This window comes from Sphingomonas arenae (assembly GCF_016924655.1).
Lineage (GTDB): Bacteria > Pseudomonadota > Alphaproteobacteria > Sphingomonadales > Sphingomonadaceae > Sphingomicrobium > Sphingomicrobium arenae.
The window spans coordinates 43,000-59,052 of the sequence record NZ_JAFFJU010000001.1; the positions used below are offsets into that span (position 1 = coordinate 43,000).

Sequence of the window (16,053 nt, forward strand, 5' to 3'; positions counted from 1 at the left end):
CTTGGGGGTCCGGGCTTCTGCTTCCCCGTCGTTCGCTGGAACGGGGAGAGCTACGCCCGTCACCGCTTTGCTTACAAAAGCAAGCCCTGCCGTCGCTGACTAGCGCTCTTCCCGCGCGGGGCCGCGAGCAATGTGTCCGCCGGCTTCTGGGTGACCATCATCGTAGCCGCTGAAGTCGTCCCGCGTCTCCTGAACGCCGACGCGGTGGCGATAGACCAGCTCCCCGCCGAGCCAGCCCGAGTACAGCAGGATCAAGGTCGCAGCGCCCGACAGCCACACGCCGAGGCTCCCGATGAAACCCTCGTCCCCGCTGAGCCTCAGCACCAGGTTGATGATCTCGATCACCACCACTGCCACGTTCGCGATCATGTGCTGTAGCGCCGCTCCAAGGCGCCGGATCCGATCGTCTCCCATATAGTCGGTCAGTCCGGTGATCGCCGCCAGCACCGCCGTCCCGAGCCCGATCCCCAACAGCCAGTTGGCGGCCGTCGCCCAGCCGCCCTCACCGGTCCACAGGAACATGAGGTCAGCGACGAACGCTCCGACGAAACTGACGATGGGGAATGGGATCAGCATGGGGTGCAGCGGATGACCGCCAATCTGTGCGGTGCTGCGAGGATTCCTGCCGTACATGGACACGCTTCTCCCTGTCTTCTCAGGCAAGGAAACGCGAGGATCGTCAAAGTGTGCCGCGGGTTGCTGAACACTGACCCAAAGCCTAGGGCGCCCCGTCATGACCGCGTTCAAGTCCGGCGACCCTCTCACGCTCAACCGTCTTTACGGCCGATCCAGTGGGCACAAGCTGCGCAAGGGGCAGCAAGAGCTGCTCGACACGCTCCTTCCCCAGATCGCGGTTCCGGATGAGGGCGAGATCACGTCTCGATCCCTGTTCGGCGACGCTCGACCGTTGCACTTCGAGATCGGCTTCGGTTCAGGCGAGCACCTTGCGTATCGCGCCGACTTGCTGCCGGACCATGGCTTCGTGGGAGCAGAGCCGTTCCTGAACGGCGTCGCGACCGCGTTGGGGCATGTCCGGGAACGGGCGCTGCGAAACGTCCGCCTGCACATGGGCGATGCGCTGGAGGTGCTGCGCCGGGTGCCGGACGCAAGCTTGTTAATGCTCTACCTGCTCCATCCCGACCCGTGGCCCAAGGCCCGGCATGCCAAGCGCCGGATGGCCAATGACCGACCGCTCGACCTGTTCGCAAGCAAAGTCCGGCCCGGCGGCGAAATGCGGATCGCCACCGACCACCCTGTCTACCTGGAGTGGACGCTGATGGTCATGCAACGCCACCAGCACCAGTTCGAGTGGCTTGCCGAGAAGCCCAGGGACTTTCTGGAACCCGTCGGCGGGTGGATCGAAACCCGCTATGGGGCCAAGAGCCGCCGTGAAGGACGACGGCCCTACTACCTCCGCTATCGCCGCGTCTGAGCGCCCGGCGTAAGCCGGAGCAGCCGGCCCTGGCTTCCGTCGCGCTCGTCTTCGAGCACGTAGAGCTCGCCGTCGGGCCCCTGCTCCACCTCACGGATGCGTGCGCTCATGGGAAGGCGTTCCACTTCGCGCGCCGTGTTGCCGTCGATTGCGACCCGCACGATCCCTTGGGCCGACAGCCCCCCAATCAGCGCGTTGCCACGCCAGGCCGGGAAATCGTCACCGGAATAAAAGATCATGCTGGAAGGAGAGATCACCGGCGTCCAGACGATCTCCGGTCCGTTGAACTCCGGCCGGGTTGAGTGGTCCGGGATCACGCGCCCGTCGTAATGATCGCCGTCCGAGACGATCGGGTACCCGTAGTTGGATCCCCGCTCGAGATGGTTGAGCTCGTCGCCCCCCGCCGGCCCCATTTCCGCGCCCCAGAGCCGTCCATCGGGGCCGAAAGCAAGGCCGAGCACATTGCGGTTGCCCATCGTCCAGGCCTGCGCACCCACACCGCCGCGAGACGACCACGGATTGTCGCCAGGAACCGTGCCATCTGCGTTCAGCCGCACGATGCGGCCGAGGTTCGCATTCGGATCCTGCGCAGGGTCAAACTTCTGCCGCTCGCCCGAGCTGATGTAGAGCTTCCCGTCCGGTCCAAAGGCGATCCGGTGGGAAAAGTGACCTCCGCCAGTCACCTTCGGCTGCTGCCGCCAGATGACCCGGAAGTCTTCGAGCCGCGGCGCCTCTTGCCCGAGGATCAGCCTCCCAGTGCCGACTACCGCTCCGCTGAGTTCGCCTTCCGGCTCGACATAGCTCAGGTAGACCCTCTGGCTCCCGGCGAAGTCAGGCGCTACGACTACGTCCCCGAGACCGCCCTGCCCCTCGACGCGGATGTTGGTCGGAACTCCCATCACTTCCTGTCGCTGACCGCTTGCGACGTCCACCAGCCAGAGCTTGCCAGCCTTCTCCGTCACCAGCGCCTGGCTGGTCAGCGGGCGACCGCTACCCGGCAGAAAGGTCATTGCCCAGGGCGCCTCGAAGTCTGCTACAACCTCGCTCCTGAAGGGCTGGTTCGCAACGGCCGCGGGAGCGTTCCCCGGAGCCGCGCTGCACGCGCTGTTTGCAAGCAGGAGTGTGGCGAGTCCGGTTAGTCCTTGAATTCGCATGGTTCGCTATTCACCTTCTGCAATAGAGCGTGGGGGCGCCGCCCGTTTGAAAGATTTTCCTTGCGTCCTGTTCCACTTTTGAGCCTCGCAACCGCAATACCGCCTTATGCCGTTACTCAAGCGGACGCCAAGGCCACGGCCCGCCAGTTCTTCCGCCGCAAGCCGTTATTCGACCGGCTGGCGGGTGTGTTCGACAACGCGGGCATCGATCGCCGGGCCATTGTCGCTCCGGTGGAATGGTACGCGGAGGACCATGGATGGGAGTCCCGCAACCAGCTGTATCTGCAAGCTTCCGAGGCCTTGTTCATCGAAGTCGCCGAGAAGGCGATTGCCGCCGCCGGCTGCGACCCCGCGGAGATTGACGGCGTGGTTTCGGTCTCGACGACCGGCATCGCGACGCCAAGCCTGGAGGCGCGGTGCAGTGGCAAGCTCGGCTTGAGGGACGATGTCCAGCGGGTTCCCCTGTTCGGACTGGGATGCGCGGGTGGCGTGACGGGACTCGCAACGGCGGCCCGCCTCGCGGGGTCCGAACCCGGAAGCCGGTGGCTGTTCGTCTGCGTGGAGACCTGCTCCATCTCCATCCGGCTCGACAGCGACGATCCAGCCGCCCTTGTGGCTACCGCGCTGTTCGGAGACGGAGCCGCATCGGCTGTGGTCGGAGGGGACGGTGAGGGCATTGGCACCATCGTCGATGCGGCCGAGAAACTCTGGCCAGACACGCTGGGCATCATGGGCTGGCGCGTCGAGGATCCAGGCTTTGCGGTGGTATTCGATCGAGCCATCCCGCCCTTCGTCACGGAACAACTCGCAAGCGCGCTTGACGGGATGCTGGAGAGCTATGGGATCCGACGTTCAGACATTGGCCGTTTGTGCTCGCATCCAGGCGGTGCGAAGGTCGTCGAGGCTATCGAAACCGCAATGGACCTGGGATCAGGTAGCCTCGATCTTGAGCGCGAGGTGTTGCGCGACTTCGGCAACATGAGCGCTCCGACCGTGCTGTTCGTGCTGGAGCGGCTGCTTGCACGAGGGGCGCCGGAGCGCACGCTGATGACGGCTTTCGGGCCGGGGTTCACCTGCGCGACCCTGCTGCTGGAGCGCTCCGCATGATGTGGCCACCGATTGCCATTCTCGCCTTTGTCACGCTGCAACGCTTGTCCGAGCTCGTGCTCGCTCGGCAGAACACGCGCCGGCTTCTGTCACTGGGAGCCCGGGAGCATGCGCCTGGGCACTATCCCTTGATTGTCGCAGTGCATGCAATGTGGTTGGGAACTCTGTTCTGGCTGGCGCCCGGTCGTCCGATCCACTGGGCCTTCCTGCTCCTATTCATCTTGCTGCAGCTCGGGCGCGTCTGGGTGCTGAGAACTCTTGGGCCGCGCTGGACGACGCGGATCATCGTGCTGCCCGGCGCGCCGCTGGTGAAGGGCGGGCCATTCCGCTTCGTAAGCCACCCCAATTACCTTGTGGTGATCGGAGAGATCGCCGTGCTGCCGCTCGTCTTCGGGCTGTGGCAGGTGGCGCTCGTCTTCAGTCTGCTGAATGCGGTCGTGCTATTCATCCGCATTCGCGCCGAGAACGAGGCTTTGCGCGCGGTTGCGTGATGCTGGCCACTGGCCTATATGCACGGTTCCTCCTCACATCGCTGATGCTGGCGAGGCTGCTTCGGACTTCCGGGCGGCACGAGGGGGCTTGGACGTTTCGAATGAGGGCCCATGGACCTGACCGCGCTCACACAGATGATCGAGACCGAGGCAAAGGCCCTCGGCTACGATCTCGTGCGCGTGGCGATGATCGGCGGCAAGTCGGACCCGACGCTGCAGGTCATGGCCGAACGGCCGGACACGCGCCAACTAGACCTCACCGATTGTGAAGCCCTGTCCCGTCGCTTGTCCGACTTGCTCGATCGGCTGGAGTCAGAGGGCGAGGATCCGATCCAGGGCGGCTATCGGCTGGAAGTCTCTTCGCCCGGCATCGACCGGCCTCTGACGAGGCGACAGGATTATGCCGACTGGACCGGCCACGAGGCGCGTCTCAAGCTCGCTCACGAGGTTGAGGGCGCCAAGCAGGTGTCCGGCACCATCGCCGGCATAGAGGGCGATACCGTGCGCATCGCCTCGCCGAAGGGCGTCCGTGAGATCCCCTATTCCGCAATCCAGTCGGCCAAGCTCCTGTTGACCGACAAGCTCATCCACGCCACCGCGCCGATCAGCACCGAAGGCGCCGATTCCATCCTGACTGTAGAGGACTGACTGAAATGGCCACTGCCGCGCCCGCAGCACCGACCGCCAACAAGGCCGAGCTGCTCGCCATTGCCGACAGCGTTGCCCGCGAGAAGCTGATCGATCGGGGCATCGTAATTGAGGCGATGGAGGACGCCATCCAGCGCGCCGCCCGCGCCCGCTATGGTGCCGAGAACGACATCCGCGCCAAGCTCGACGGAACCACCGGCGACCTCCGGCTGTGGCGCGTGCTCGAGGTGGTCGAAGAGGTTGAGGACTATTTCAAGCAGGTCGACGTAAAGGGCGCGCAGAAGCTGCAGCCCGGCGCCTCGGTCGGTGACTTCATCGTCGACCCCCTGCCCCCGATCGAATTCGGCCGCATCGCGGCACAGGCTGCCAAGCAGGTCATCTTTCAGAAGGTCCGCGATGCCGAGCGCGAGCGGCAGTACGAGGAATTCAAGGACCGCGTCGGAGAGGTCATCACCGGTGTCGTCAAGCGCGTCGAGTTTGGGCACGTGGTGGTCGACCTGGGCCGGGCCGAGGGAGTCATCCGCCGCGACCAGCAGATTCCGCGCGAGATGGTCCGCGTCGGCGACCGTGTCCGGTCGCTCATCCTGCGGGTTGCTCGCGAGACCCGCGGGCCGCAGATCTTCCTGTCGCGCGCTGCCCCTGATTTCATGAAGAAGCTGTTCGCGCAGGAAGTGCCGGAAATCTACGACGGCATCATCGAGATCAAGGCCGCCGCCCGCGACCCGGGCAGCCGCGCGAAGATCGGCGTGATCAGTCGCGACAGCTCGATCGACCCGGTCGGCGCCTGCGTCGGCATGAAGGGCAGCCGCGTGCAGGCAGTCGTGCAGGAACTGCAGGGCGAGAAGATCGACATCATTCCCTGGAGCGAGGACACGGCGACCTTCGTGGTCAACGCGCTTCAGCCGGCGACGGTCAGCCGCGTGGTGATTGACGAGGAAGAGAGCCGGATCGAGGTGGTGGTTCCCGATGACCAGCTGTCGCTCGCGATCGGCCGTCGCGGCCAGAACGTGCGCCTCGCCTCGCAGCTCACCAACTCGCAGATCGACATCCTGACCGAGGCTGACGCCAGCGAGAAACGGCAGCGCGAGTTCATCGAGCGGTCCGAGATGTTCCAGAACGAGCTGGACGTGGACGAGACGCTGGCGCAGCTGCTGGTCGCCGAGGGCTTCACCAGCCTGGAGGAAGTTGCTTACGTCGATGCGGACGAGATTGCCTCGATCGAGGGGCTCGATGAGGACATTGCCTCCGAGCTGCAGAGCCGCGCTGGCGAAGCACTGGAGCGGCGCGAGGCCGCCTCGCGCGAGGAGCGCCGGGCGCTGGGTGTCGATGATGCGCTGGCCGAGCTGCCGCACCTGACCGAAGCGATGCTGGTCACGCTCGGCAAGGCCGGCGTCCGCACGTTGGACGACCTTGCGGACCTCGCCACCGACGAGCTCATCCAGAAGAAGCGGCCCGAGCCGCGCCGTCGGGCAGAGAATGCGCCGCAGCGGACCGAGGACAAGGGCGGCATCCTTGCCGAATACGGCCTCACCGAAGAGCAGGGCAACGAGATCATCATGGCCGCGCGTGCCCATTGGTTCGAGGACGAGCCCCAGACCGAGGAGGCCGCCGATGCGGAATCCTCGCAATGATCCGTCGGTAAGGCCACCCAAGGCCGTTCGGTCCGAGCGCAGTCGAGGACCACAGCCGAATGAAGCCGAGGCACATGTCTCGGCTCCGGTCTTTGACGCATCTCGATTGCGCTCTACGCGATCGGGTGGTGGAAATGCCCAGACACCTGAGCGCACCTGCGTCCTGTCGCGACGGACGGGCTCCCGTGATGAGCTCATCCGCCTCGCACTGGGTCCGGACGGCCAGGTGCTCCCCGACGTGCGTGCCAAGGCGCCCGGCCGCGGAGCCTGGATCGGCGTTCCCCGGCCGGAGCTCGACTCCGCCATCGTCAAGGGCAAGCTCAAAGGCGCGCTCTCGCGGGCGTTCAAGACCGGGGAACTGACCGTCCCTTCCGACCTCGGCGAGAAGATCGAAGCCGCTCTTCGGCAGGCAGTCCTTGATCGGCTCGGCATGGAAGCCCGCTCCGGCAACCTGATCAACGGGGCTGACCGGGTTGAACAGGCTGCACGCATGGGCAAGGTGCGCCTGCTGCTTCACGCCGCCGATGCGGGTTTGGACGGTCGCAGGAGGCTGGACCAGGCTTGGCGAGTGGGCGGCGCGGAAGAGCGTGGCCTCTCGCGCGGGCTGGAAATTCCGGTCGAACGCACCATCTTGTCCATGGCACTCGGGCGCGAGAATGTGGTACATGTCGCGCTGATCGACCCAGCCGCCGCAGCGCGTGTCTTGCACGCGCTGTCACGGTGGCGCGCTTTCATTGGAGTGGGACGTGGGCTAGAGGGCGGCGACGCTGCCCTGGCCACCGGCTCGGCTGACTTGACGAACGAAGGAACAGAATGAGCGACCAGACCGACAAGCCGAAGCTGGGCACCCGGCCACCGCTGGGCATCAAGCGCACGGTCGAGACCGGCAAGGTCAAGCAGAGCTTCAGCCATGGGCGCTCGAACACGGTCGTGGTCGAGGTCAAGAAGCGCCGCATCCTCGGCAAGCCTGGCGAGGCGCCGGCCCAAGCCGAGGCGGCAGCTCCCGCGGCTGCAGCGCCCACGCCCGCACCGGCTGCCGCTCCCGCACGTCCGGCGGCGGCTCCCGCGCGCCGTCCGGTGGACGACATCACCGCTCGCAAGGAGATGCAGGCTCGACTGCTGCGCGAGGCTGAGGAAGCGCGCATGGCTTCGCTCGAGGAAGCGCGCCGCCGCGAGGAGCAGGCCAAGCAGAACCAGTCGGAGGAAGAGCGCCGCCGCGCGGAGGACAATCGCCGCGCCGAAGAAGAGGCCGCACGGAGGGCCGAGGAAGAGGCTCGTCAGCGCGCTGCCGAGGAAGCGGCGGTAGATGCTCGTCCGACCGAACAACCGGCTGAACCCGCGCCCGCCGCTGCGCCCACGTCCGCGCGACCCTCGGGGCAGCAGTTCACGCCCGTGCGTCGACCGGAGCCCGCCGCTCCGCCGCGCAGGCCCGAACCGGCCCGTCCGGCCCGTGGACGCGGGGACGACCGCCGTCACTCCGGCAAGCTCACCGTCACTCGCGCTCTATCGGATGACGAGGGCAGCCGCGCCCGTTCCCTCGCCGCGCTGAAGCGCGCCCGCGAGAAGGAGAAGCGCGCTCACCAGATGAGCGGCCCGCGTGAGAAGCAGGTGCGCGACGTGGTGGTGCCAGAGAGCATTACGGTGGGTGAGCTCGCCAACCGCATGGCGGAGAAGGCTGCCGATCTCGTCAAGGCGCTCTTCAAGATGGGCGTCATGGTCACGGTCAACCAGACGATCGACCAGGACACCGCCGAGCTGCTGGTCACCGAATTCGGCCACAACATCAAGCGCGTGAGCGAGAGCGATGTCGATATAGACACGACCATCGACGTGGATGCGCCTGAGAGCTTGAAGCCCCGTCCTCCCGTCGTGACCATCATGGGTCACGTCGACCATGGCAAGACGTCGCTGCTCGACGCGATCCGCGGTGCGAATGTGGTTTCGGGTGAGGCCGGTGGCATCACCCAGCACATCGGCGCCTACCAGGTGAAGGTGCCATCGGGCGACAGAGTCACGTTCCTCGACACACCAGGCCACGAAGCTTTCACCGAAATGCGCGCTCGCGGCGCAAATGTTACCGATATTGTCGTTCTTGTGGTCGCTGCGGACGACGGATTGCGCCCGCAGACGATCGAGGCGATCAATCACACCAAGGCTGCGGGCGTGCCGATGATCGTTGCGATCAACAAGATCGACAAGCCCGAGGCCAAGCCGCAGCGGGTTCGCGAGGAATTGCTGCAACACGAGATCGTGGTCGAGCAACTCGGCGGCGACGTGCAGGACGTTGAAGTGTCGGCGCTGAAGGGAACCAACCTCGACGGATTGCTGGACGCCATTGCCCTGCAGGCCGAGATCCTGGAACTCAAGGCCAATCCGGAACGTGCGGCAGAGGGTACGGTGATCGAGGCCAAGCTCGACAAGGGCCGCGGTCCGCTCGCAACCGTGCTCGTGCAGCGCGGAACGCTGCGGGTCGGGGACGTGTTCGTGGTCGGCGCCGCGAGTGGCAAGGTCCGGGCGATGATCGACGATCATGGCCGCCAGGTGAAGGAGGCCGGTCCGTCGATGCCGGTCGAGGTTCTTGGCCTCGCGTCCGTACCGTCAGCCGGCGATCAGCTCAGCGTTGTCGAAAACGAAGCCCGTGCGCGCGAGGTCGCGGCCTATCGCCAGGGCGTACTGGACCGGAAGCGCACGACGGCCGCGCCGCTCAGCCTCGAGAACATGTTCGCCAACCGCGCCTCGACAACCATCGAGTTCCCGCTTGTGGTCAAGGCCGACGTGCAGGGTTCGACCGAGGCGATCGTCAACGCGTTGAATCGGCTGTCCACCGACGAGATCAAGGTTCGCATCCTTCACTCGGGCGTGGGCGCGATCACGGAGAGCGATGTCACGCTGGCCAGCTCCACGGGCGCGCCGATCATCGGCTTCAACGTCCGTCCGAACGCCAAGGCCCGCGAGGTGGCGGAGCGCAACAAGGTCGAGCTGCGCTACTATGACGTCATCTATCACCTGACCGACTGGGCCAAGGGCGCCATGGCTGGAGAGCTGGGTCCGGAGATCATCGAGACTGTCGTTGGCCGCGCCGAGGTTCGCGAGGTGTTCCCCGCCGGGAAGAAGGACAAGGCCGCGGGTCTGCTGGTGCTGGAGGGCGTCATCCGTAAGGGCCTCAATGCCCGCCTCACTCGTCAGGATGTCATCGTGTCCAAGACGACGATTGCCTCCCTTCGTCGTTTCAAGGACGACGTTGCGCAGGTCGTGGCAGGTCTGGAATGCGGCGTGCTGCTGGCCGACACCAACGACATCAAGCCGGGCGACAGCCTCGAGGTGTTCGAGGTGGAGGAACGCGCCCGCACGCTGTGAATCGAGCGTAAGCTGAACGGAGCACAGCGAGTGCGGCTTACGCGCGTCACAGGTGGCAGCGAACGGCCCGCGCGGAGCGACAGTAACGAATGCGCGGGATCCACTCCCGCGCCGCTGGCGCGGAGAGCGAGATGAGGAAACAGGAAAGTCAGGAAGGCCGCTCCGTCCGCCTGCTGCGGGTGGGCGAGCAGGTGCGCCACGTGCTGAGCGAGATCCTGCAGCGCGGAGACGTGCATGATGAGACGCTGCAGAGCCACCTCGTCAGCGTCACCGAAGTACGTATGTCCCCCGACCTGCGCCACGCTACCGTGTTCGTGAAGCCGCTACTCGGGCAGGACGAAGAGGTCGTGCTCAAGGCTCTGCGGACCAATACCGCCTACCTCCAGCGGGAAGTCGCAACTCGGGTTCGCATGAAGTACGCGGCCAGGCTGAAGTTCATCGCGGACGAAAGCTTTGACGAGGGAACGCACATCGACTCCATCCTGCGCAGCCCTAAGGTCGCGCAGGACCTCGGCGAGGAATGACGGCGCTCTGCGATGCGATGACAGGTGACGGCTGCCGGGCTGTCCCCTTCACGGAAGAGCATCGGGCCGGTCTCAAGGCCGCGTGCGCCGAGGATGGCGAGATCTGGGCGATCTACTCGACACCCTTCGACCCGGACCATTTCGACACGAGCATCGACAAGCTTGCAGCCGGCCCCGCGAACTGCGTGTTCGTGCTGTTCGAGGGTGAGGAACTAGCGGGTATGTCCAGTTTCTTAGGCATAGACGAAGCCCGGGGAGTGCTGGAAATCGGCGGTACCTATTACCGCCCAAGCTTGCGCGGCAGCGGTTTCAATCGCCGGGCCAAGGATATGATGTTGGCGCGGGCATTCGAAGCGGGATTCCGGCGGGTGGAGTTCCGCGTGGACAAGCGCAACCTTCGTTCGCAAGCCGCAATGAAGAAGCTTGGTGCCGTGCGTGAAGGCGTCATGCGCGCGGACCGGATCACGTGGACCGGTCATGTCCGGGATACGGTACTGTTCGCAATCCTCAAGGACGAATGGCCGGTCTGATCCGAGGCTACTGCCCCTGCCCCAGGCTGAATCCCGGTTCGCCGTCGAAGGTATACAGCCCCTCCGTCTTGACGAAGTCGACCCCCGCATAGTGCAGGTGCCGAAGTAGCTCGAGCATCATCACACGATTGAAGCACGCGCCCTCCCTGCAGATGAAGCGGCAGCGCCAGTGGTCCGTGCAAGAGGTTTCCGGCAAGCCGTTCGGCCAGACCTTGACCCCCCGATTGGTGATCATCTGCAAGCGCAGCAGCGGATTGCCAGCAGCCGCTTCCACTCGCTGCACAAGCGCGTCGGTCGTTCCATCGAAGTGGACGAAGACATCGACGCCCACCATCTGCTTGTCCGCCTTTGGCGCAGGCTTGGGCGCATACACCGGAACGACTGCGCTAGACGCTCGGACCGGCTTGAAGCGGCGGGGTTCCTCACCGAGGCGAGCAATGACCGCGTCGGCAAAGGCGCGGGTGCCCACCGCAGGGCCCACGCTCGCCTCCCCGTGAACATCCGCGGTGTGAACGCCGTCCTCCAGCGTCCGCAACCAGGCATTGCGAACCCGGGCGGCAACGTCGCCCTGCCCGACGTGGTCCAGCATCATGGCGCCAGCGATGAGCAGACCCGTCGGGTTGGCCTTGTCCTGTCCCGCAAGTGTTGGTGCGGAGCCGTGGATCGCCTCGAACATGGCGCCATGCGCGCCGATGTTGCTGCTTGCACCGAGCCCGACGGATCCGGTGAGTTCAAGCGCAACGTCGGACAGGATGTCGCCGTAGAGGTTAGGCATGACCACAACGTCGAACTGCTCGGGAACGGTCGCGAGACGCGCCGCACCGATGTCGACAATCCAGTGGTCGCTTTCGATCTCCGGATACTCGGTCCGGACCTCATCGAAGACGCGATGGAACAGGCCATCCGTCAGCTTCATGATGTTGTCCTTGGTGAAGCAGCTGACCTTCCGGCGGCCGTGCGCGCGGGCGTAGTCGAAGGCGTATCGAACGATCTTCTCGCAGCCGGGTCGGGTGATCAGTTTGAGGCATTGATAGACATCGTCAGTCTGGCGATGCTCGATACCGGCGTAGAGGTCCTCTTCATTCTCCCGGATGATCACGAGATCCATGTCGGGATGCTTGGTCGCAATCGCAGGAGCCAGGCCGCGGCAGGGCCGGACGTTGGCGAACAGTCCCAGGCTCTTGCGAACCGTGACGTTGAGACTCTTGAACCCGCCCCCCTGCGGGGTCGTGATCGGTGCCTTGTAGAAGACCTTGGTGCGCCTCAGGCTGTCCCAGCTTTCCGGCGGGATCCCGGCGCCGTGCCCCGCGAGGTAGACCTGCTCGCCCAGCGAGACCTCCTCGATGTCGAGGCGGGCACCCGCCGCCGCCAGGACTCGCAGGCTTGCCTCCATGATTTCCGGACCGATCCCATCGCCGTAGGCCACACTGACCGGCACGGCGGTGAGCTGTTGGGTGGATTGGCGGGTGAACGACAGATTCTCGAGGGTCATGTGGTCGCTCCTGATCTCAACTTCAGAGGCCTTATGGAGCATCGACGTGCATACTAGAATTTGATAGTTTTGATGCCAGTCATTGCGGAGCGCAATAATGCCTGGCACCCCGACGATCGATTCCGAGCTGCTTCGCGCGTTTGTGACGGTTGTTGATACGGGCGGCTTCTCGGCCGCAGCGCAGCGGCTGCTGCGTGGGCAATCCGCGATATCGCTGCAGGTGAAGCGTCTCGAAGAGCGGCTGGGTGCGCGCCTGCTGGACCGTGGTCCCCGTCACCTCAGCCTGACCGGAGAAGGCGAGGCTATCCTGGAGAGCGCCCGCCGCATCCTGGCGCTGAACGAGGAGCTCGCCGCGCGGGCACGCGAGCCGGAAATGGCCGGGATGGTCCGGCTCGGCGCTCCGGAGGATTTCGCAACCACCCGGCTGCCAGCGATCCTTGCCAGCTTCACGCGCACCTTCCCCCGGGTCGCGCTGGAGGTCACCTGCGAGCTGACCCTCGAGCTGCTCGACCGGTTTCACGGGGGCGGCTTGGATCTGGCGCTGATCAAGCGTGAACCGTCCGGCCCCGACCAGGGCACGCGCGTCTGGCGCGAGCCATTGGTATGGGTCGCGGCCCACCATGACGCGGCGGTGGGCGACGAGCCGCTTCCCCTCATCTGCTCGCCGCGTCCGTGCCTGCACCGCAAGCGTGCGACCTCCGCGCTCGATGCGATCGGGCGGCCGTGGCGTATCGCTTATTCCTGCCAGTCGCTCTCCGGGAACCATGCGGCGCTCCGGGCGGGTCTCGGCATTGCCGTACTCCCGCTCGACATGGTTCCCCACGATCTCGTCATCCTGAACGAGGGGGATAACGGCCTGCCAAACCTTGCCGACACCGAGATGGCCTTGATTGCGGCAGCCACCCTTTCCGCGCCCGCTCAGCGCCTGCGCGAGTACATCGTGCGGGACCTGGAGCACGGCCGGTGATTGCTCGGTAACGCACCCGCCGTCTAAGACAGCGCTTCGGGGGACGCGTTGGCCAAGCTCTACTTCTACTACGCCGCGATGAACGCGGGAAAATCGACCACGCTGCTGCAGGCGGACTTCAACTATCGGGAGCGCGGCATGCAGACCATGCTGTGGACCGCCGCTCATGACGAGCGGTCGGGCTACGGCCGGATCGCGTCCCGGCTCGAGATCGGCGCCAATGCGCATGCCTACCATGCGGACACCAACCTGCTCAGCGCTGTGGGCGAAGAAGCGGCCAAGCGCGACCTGCATTGCGTGCTAGTCGACGAGGCGCAGTTCCTGACCCGCGAGCAAGTCCTGCAGCTATGCCGCCTGTGCGACGATGGAGACCTGCCGGTGCTCTGCTACGGCCTGCGGACCGACTTCCAGGGGGAGCTGTTCCCCGGAAGTGCCGCATTGCTGGCGCTCGCCGACGTGCTGGTGGAACTGAAGGCGGTCTGCGAATGCGGTCGCAAGGCGACGATGAACCTACGGGTCGATGAAGAAGGACACGCCGTCACTTCCGGCGAGCAGACGGAGATCGGCGGCAACGATCGCTACATCGCCTTGTGCCGTCGCCACTTCTTCGCCCGGCTACGAGAGAGCGAGGCCCGGCAGCTCAGTCTCGACCTGCCCTACTCGTCGTCATCGTCCTCTTCGCCGACCGACGACCGCGCATAGTTCCACCACAGGAGGGCACTGCCCGCCGACGCGCCGATCCGAGCCAGGGCTGCCGCGCCGAGAAGTGCGGCGGGTTCGGTGGTGACCAGCAAAAGCATCACAGCGCCAACCACCGTGCCGAGCGCGAGCAGGGCCATGCTGCCACGATGGCGGGGCACGAAGCGCGCGATCCTCCGGTCCAGGTGGGCCCCTCTTCCGGTTCGCGCGATGATGTTGCCGAAGGGACCGAACATCGCGACCAGCGCGCTCTTGCCGATGCGATATGTCAACCGCCGCCGGCTGCTCGCTTCGGTCCGGCTCGCGAAGTCGGCGAAGGTAAGCGGCTCCTCTGGCAGTGGATCTCGCGGGGTGCGGCGGGGCGCGAACAGCGCTGTTGCCGCCAGGCCGCCCCACTCGCGTGCAGCAAGCGCCAGGGCGGCTCCGACGATCCCTCCTCCCAACAGATAGACCAGGGCAGCAGCGGCCAGGCCGGTGATGGCGGCACCCATCTTCCACGCGACGGTCCGATCCTTCCAGGCGATCAGCAGGGAGCCGGGGTGGCGGGCCGGCAGCCCGATGCTGACCAGCCCGACCATCAGCGCGGCCGCCGCCATGTCTCGCCACCAGAGGAAGGCGGCGAGCAGAGCAAGGAGGGCCGCGGTGCCGGCAAGGGACGTCAGGTCGATCCGCCATGCCAGTCGCTTGGATGCGCGCCGAACCGCCTTCGGGCTGCCAGTATGCCCGGCGAGCACCTGCATCGCTTCCATGGTTGCGATCGAGCGCGCGGCGGTGAGGAACGCGTTGGCCGCGAGCAGCCGAACCGCGTCGGCATGACCCAGGTGCAATCCGAGCAGCGCCCAGGTCGCGAGCCACAGCGCCAGCGGAATATACTCTCGCGTGGTGAGCCGCAGGAGCAGCGGAGGAACCGTGACGCGGATCAGGACGGCGCCCTCCCAGCAAGGTCCACGATGTTCAGCAACGCTTTTCCTTTGCCAGCCGGCTTAGCGGTCCTATCGGCGCGCTTATGACTTCCGGATCCCCGCTCGTCCATGGCTCGCTACCGCTGAGCGGCTGGATCATCCTGGACAAGCCGGTCGGCCTCGGGTCCACGCAGGCGGTCGGCGCCGTCAAGCGGGCCGTGAGGGAAGCGGGCCTATCCAAGACCAAGGTCGGACATGGCGGGACCCTTGATCCGCTGGCAAGCGGAGTCCTTCCCATTGCCCTTGGCGAGGCAACCAAACTGTGCGGACGGATGCTGGACGCCACCAAAGCCTACGACTTCACCATTCGCTTCGGCGAGGAAACCAGCACGCTGGACGCTGAGAGTGAGGTCATCGCGCGCAGCGACGTGCGGCCTTCGATGGAGCAGGTCCTGGGCGTGTTGCCGCAGTTCACGGGTGAGATCGAACAGATGCCGCCCGCCTATTCTGCGCTGAAGGTGGATGGGCGAAGGGCATACGACCTCGCTCGGGCAGGCGAGGACGTGGCGCTGAAGAGCCGCAGGATCGTCGTGCATTCCCTTTCCGTTCAGTCCGGGCGAAGTCGCGGACCCAATTCGAGCGAGGGCGAGGAAGGCCTCGGCTCCGCTCCGCAAGGCCTCTCGACTTCGCTCGAGGCGAACGGCCTTAGTGATGTGACCCTCTCAGCGACCGTCAGCAAAGGCACATACATCCGGTCTCTTGCGCGAGACATTGCCTGGGTCCTCGGCACGGTCGGCCACGTCACCATGCTGCGGCGCACCAAGGCCGGACCATTCACCCTCGAACAAGCGATTTCGCTGGACTTTCTGAACGAAGCCGCTAAGTCGCGGCGGCTTGATGGGGCGGTACTCCCGCTCATCGCGGGGCTGGACGACATCCCGGCCCTCCCCATCGATCCCGAACAGTGCCGGAGGCTCCAACACGGCCAGGTCCTGTTCGGCTTACCCGTAAGCCCGGGTCCCTACCTTGCCACCGACGCTGGTCGTCCCGTGGCTCTGGTGGAGGTCTCGGAAGGCGTCTGCAAGGTCGTCCGCGGGTTCAACATCTAGAAACAAGGAG

The 16,053-nt window shown here is 65.7% G+C and carries 16 protein-coding genes; 12 read left to right on the forward strand and 4 right to left on the reverse strand.

The annotated features are described in order from the left end of the window. Positions 1–99 precede the first annotated feature (99 nt). Positions 100–633 (reverse strand): DUF2231 domain-containing protein, encoded by a 534-nt coding sequence (locus JT720_RS00225; RefSeq protein WP_205478389.1) that lies wholly within the window; start codon positions 631–633, stop codon positions 100–102. A gap of 100 nt (positions 634–733) precedes the next feature. Between JT720_RS00225 and trmB the strand changes: the two genes are divergently transcribed. Continuing rightward, entirely contained in the window at positions 734–1,432 is a 699-nt protein-coding gene (gene trmB, locus JT720_RS00230; protein WP_205478391.1) for a tRNA (guanine(46)-N(7))-methyltransferase TrmB, read from the forward strand. On the opposite strand, the gene JT720_RS00235 is transcribed toward trmB, so the two are convergent. Then, a complete protein-coding gene (locus JT720_RS00235; protein ID WP_205478393.1) occupies positions 1,417–2,586 on the reverse strand; it encodes a PQQ-dependent sugar dehydrogenase in 1,170 nt (389 codons plus the stop codon). The genes trmB and JT720_RS00235 overlap by 16 nt on opposite strands. A gap of 78 nt (positions 2,587–2,664) precedes the next feature. Here JT720_RS00235 and JT720_RS00240 point away from each other — a divergent pair, with 78 nt between their 5' ends. The 8 genes from JT720_RS00240 to JT720_RS00275 all read left to right on the forward strand — a co-directional run bounded on the left by JT720_RS00240 (position 2,665) and on the right by JT720_RS00275 (position 10,874). Further along, positions 2,665–3,693, forward strand: a complete 1,029-nt coding sequence (locus tag JT720_RS00240; protein ID WP_237219591.1) for a type III polyketide synthase — start codon at positions 2,665–2,667, stop codon at positions 3,691–3,693. Beyond that, positions 3,690–4,184 carry an isoprenylcysteine carboxyl methyltransferase family protein gene (locus tag JT720_RS00245; protein ID WP_237219592.1) on the forward strand — a complete coding sequence of 165 codons (495 nt, stop codon included), beginning with the start codon at positions 3,690–3,692 and terminating at the stop codon, positions 4,182–4,184. Before JT720_RS00240 ends, JT720_RS00245 begins: the two co-directional genes overlap by 4 nt. A gap of 111 nt (positions 4,185–4,295) precedes the next feature. Next, a complete protein-coding gene (gene rimP / locus JT720_RS00250; protein ID WP_205478397.1) occupies positions 4,296–4,832 on the forward strand; it encodes a ribosome maturation protein RimP in 537 nt (178 codons plus the stop codon). 5 nt (positions 4,833–4,837) lie between these two features. Further along, on the forward strand, positions 4,838–6,463 hold the full coding sequence (nusA, locus tag JT720_RS00255; protein ID WP_205478399.1) for a transcription termination factor NusA: 1,626 nt from the start codon (positions 4,838–4,840) through the stop codon (positions 6,461–6,463). Positions 6,464–6,569: 106 nt separating this feature from the next. Beyond that, positions 6,570–7,280 carry a DUF448 domain-containing protein gene (locus tag JT720_RS00260; protein ID WP_237219593.1) on the forward strand — a complete coding sequence of 237 codons (711 nt, stop codon included), beginning with the start codon at positions 6,570–6,572 and terminating at the stop codon, positions 7,278–7,280. Further along, positions 7,277–9,820 carry a translation initiation factor IF-2 gene (gene infB / locus JT720_RS00265; protein ID WP_205478402.1) on the forward strand — a complete coding sequence of 848 codons (2,544 nt, stop codon included), beginning with the start codon at positions 7,277–7,279 and terminating at the stop codon, positions 9,818–9,820. Before JT720_RS00260 ends, infB begins: the two co-directional genes overlap by 4 nt. Before the next feature lie 131 nt (positions 9,821–9,951). After that, on the forward strand, positions 9,952–10,344 hold the full coding sequence (gene rbfA / locus JT720_RS00270; protein WP_205478403.1) for a 30S ribosome-binding factor RbfA: 393 nt from the start codon (positions 9,952–9,954) through the stop codon (positions 10,342–10,344). Beyond that, positions 10,341–10,874 (forward strand): GNAT family N-acetyltransferase, encoded by a 534-nt coding sequence (locus tag JT720_RS00275; RefSeq protein WP_205478405.1) that lies wholly within the window; start codon positions 10,341–10,343, stop codon positions 10,872–10,874. Before rbfA ends, JT720_RS00275 begins: the two co-directional genes overlap by 4 nt. 7 nt (positions 10,875–10,881) lie before the next feature. Here JT720_RS00275 and JT720_RS00280 read toward each other — a convergent pair whose 3' ends face one another. Then, entirely contained in the window at positions 10,882–12,366 is a 1,485-nt protein-coding gene (locus tag JT720_RS00280) for an NADP-dependent isocitrate dehydrogenase (RefSeq protein WP_205478407.1), read from the reverse strand. Positions 12,367–12,463: 97 nt separating this feature from the next. Between JT720_RS00280 and JT720_RS00285 the strand changes: the two genes are divergently transcribed. Both JT720_RS00285 and JT720_RS00290 read left to right on the forward strand, forming a co-directional pair. Further along, positions 12,464–13,333, forward strand: a complete 870-nt coding sequence (locus JT720_RS00285) for a LysR substrate-binding domain-containing protein (RefSeq protein WP_205478408.1) — start codon at positions 12,464–12,466, stop codon at positions 13,331–13,333. Between the two features lie 48 nt (positions 13,334–13,381). After that, on the forward strand, positions 13,382–14,035 hold the full coding sequence (locus JT720_RS00290; RefSeq protein WP_205478409.1) for a thymidine kinase: 654 nt from the start codon (positions 13,382–13,384) through the stop codon (positions 14,033–14,035). On the opposite strand, the gene JT720_RS00295 is transcribed toward JT720_RS00290, so the two are convergent. Next, positions 13,990–14,859: a hypothetical protein gene (locus tag JT720_RS00295; RefSeq protein ID WP_205478410.1), complete on the reverse strand. Its 870-nt coding sequence runs from the start codon at positions 14,857–14,859 to the stop codon at positions 13,990–13,992. The genes JT720_RS00290 and JT720_RS00295 overlap by 46 nt on opposite strands. Positions 14,860–15,038: 179 nt before the next feature. Here JT720_RS00295 and truB point away from each other — a divergent pair, with 179 nt between their 5' ends. Then, a complete protein-coding gene (truB, locus tag JT720_RS00300) occupies positions 15,039–16,043 on the forward strand; it encodes a tRNA pseudouridine(55) synthase TruB (protein ID WP_205478411.1) in 1,005 nt (334 codons plus the stop codon). Positions 16,044–16,053: the final 10 nt, after the last annotated feature.

Excerpts from the sequence above, each read along its gene's own strand:
- JT720_RS00225 (WP_205478389.1), bottom strand. The coding sequence starts at position 633 with ATGTACGGCAGGAATCCTCGCAGCACCGCACAGATTGGCGGTCATCCG.
- trmB (WP_205478391.1), top strand. The coding sequence starts at position 734 with ATGACCGCGTTCAAGTCCGGCGACCCTCTCACGCTCAACCGTCTTTAC.
- JT720_RS00235 (WP_205478393.1), bottom strand. The coding sequence starts at position 2,586 with ATGCGAATTCAAGGACTAACCGGACTCGCCACACTCCTGCTTGCAAAC.
- JT720_RS00245 (WP_237219592.1), top strand. The coding sequence starts at position 3,690 with ATGATGTGGCCACCGATTGCCATTCTCGCCTTTGTCACGCTGCAACGC.
- rimP (WP_205478397.1), top strand. The coding sequence starts at position 4,296 with ATGGACCTGACCGCGCTCACACAGATGATCGAGACCGAGGCAAAGGCC.
- nusA (WP_205478399.1), top strand. The coding sequence starts at position 4,838 with ATGGCCACTGCCGCGCCCGCAGCACCGACCGCCAACAAGGCCGAGCTG.
- infB (WP_205478402.1), top strand. The coding sequence starts at position 7,277 with ATGAGCGACCAGACCGACAAGCCGAAGCTGGGCACCCGGCCACCGCTG.
- rbfA (WP_205478403.1), top strand. The coding sequence starts at position 9,952 with ATGAGGAAACAGGAAAGTCAGGAAGGCCGCTCCGTCCGCCTGCTGCGG.
- JT720_RS00275 (WP_205478405.1), top strand. The coding sequence starts at position 10,341 with ATGACGGCGCTCTGCGATGCGATGACAGGTGACGGCTGCCGGGCTGTC.
- JT720_RS00280 (WP_205478407.1), bottom strand. The coding sequence starts at position 12,366 with ATGACCCTCGAGAATCTGTCGTTCACCCGCCAATCCACCCAACAGCTC.
- JT720_RS00285 (WP_205478408.1), top strand. The coding sequence starts at position 12,464 with ATGCCTGGCACCCCGACGATCGATTCCGAGCTGCTTCGCGCGTTTGTG.
- truB (WP_205478411.1), top strand. The coding sequence starts at position 15,039 with ATGACTTCCGGATCCCCGCTCGTCCATGGCTCGCTACCGCTGAGCGGC.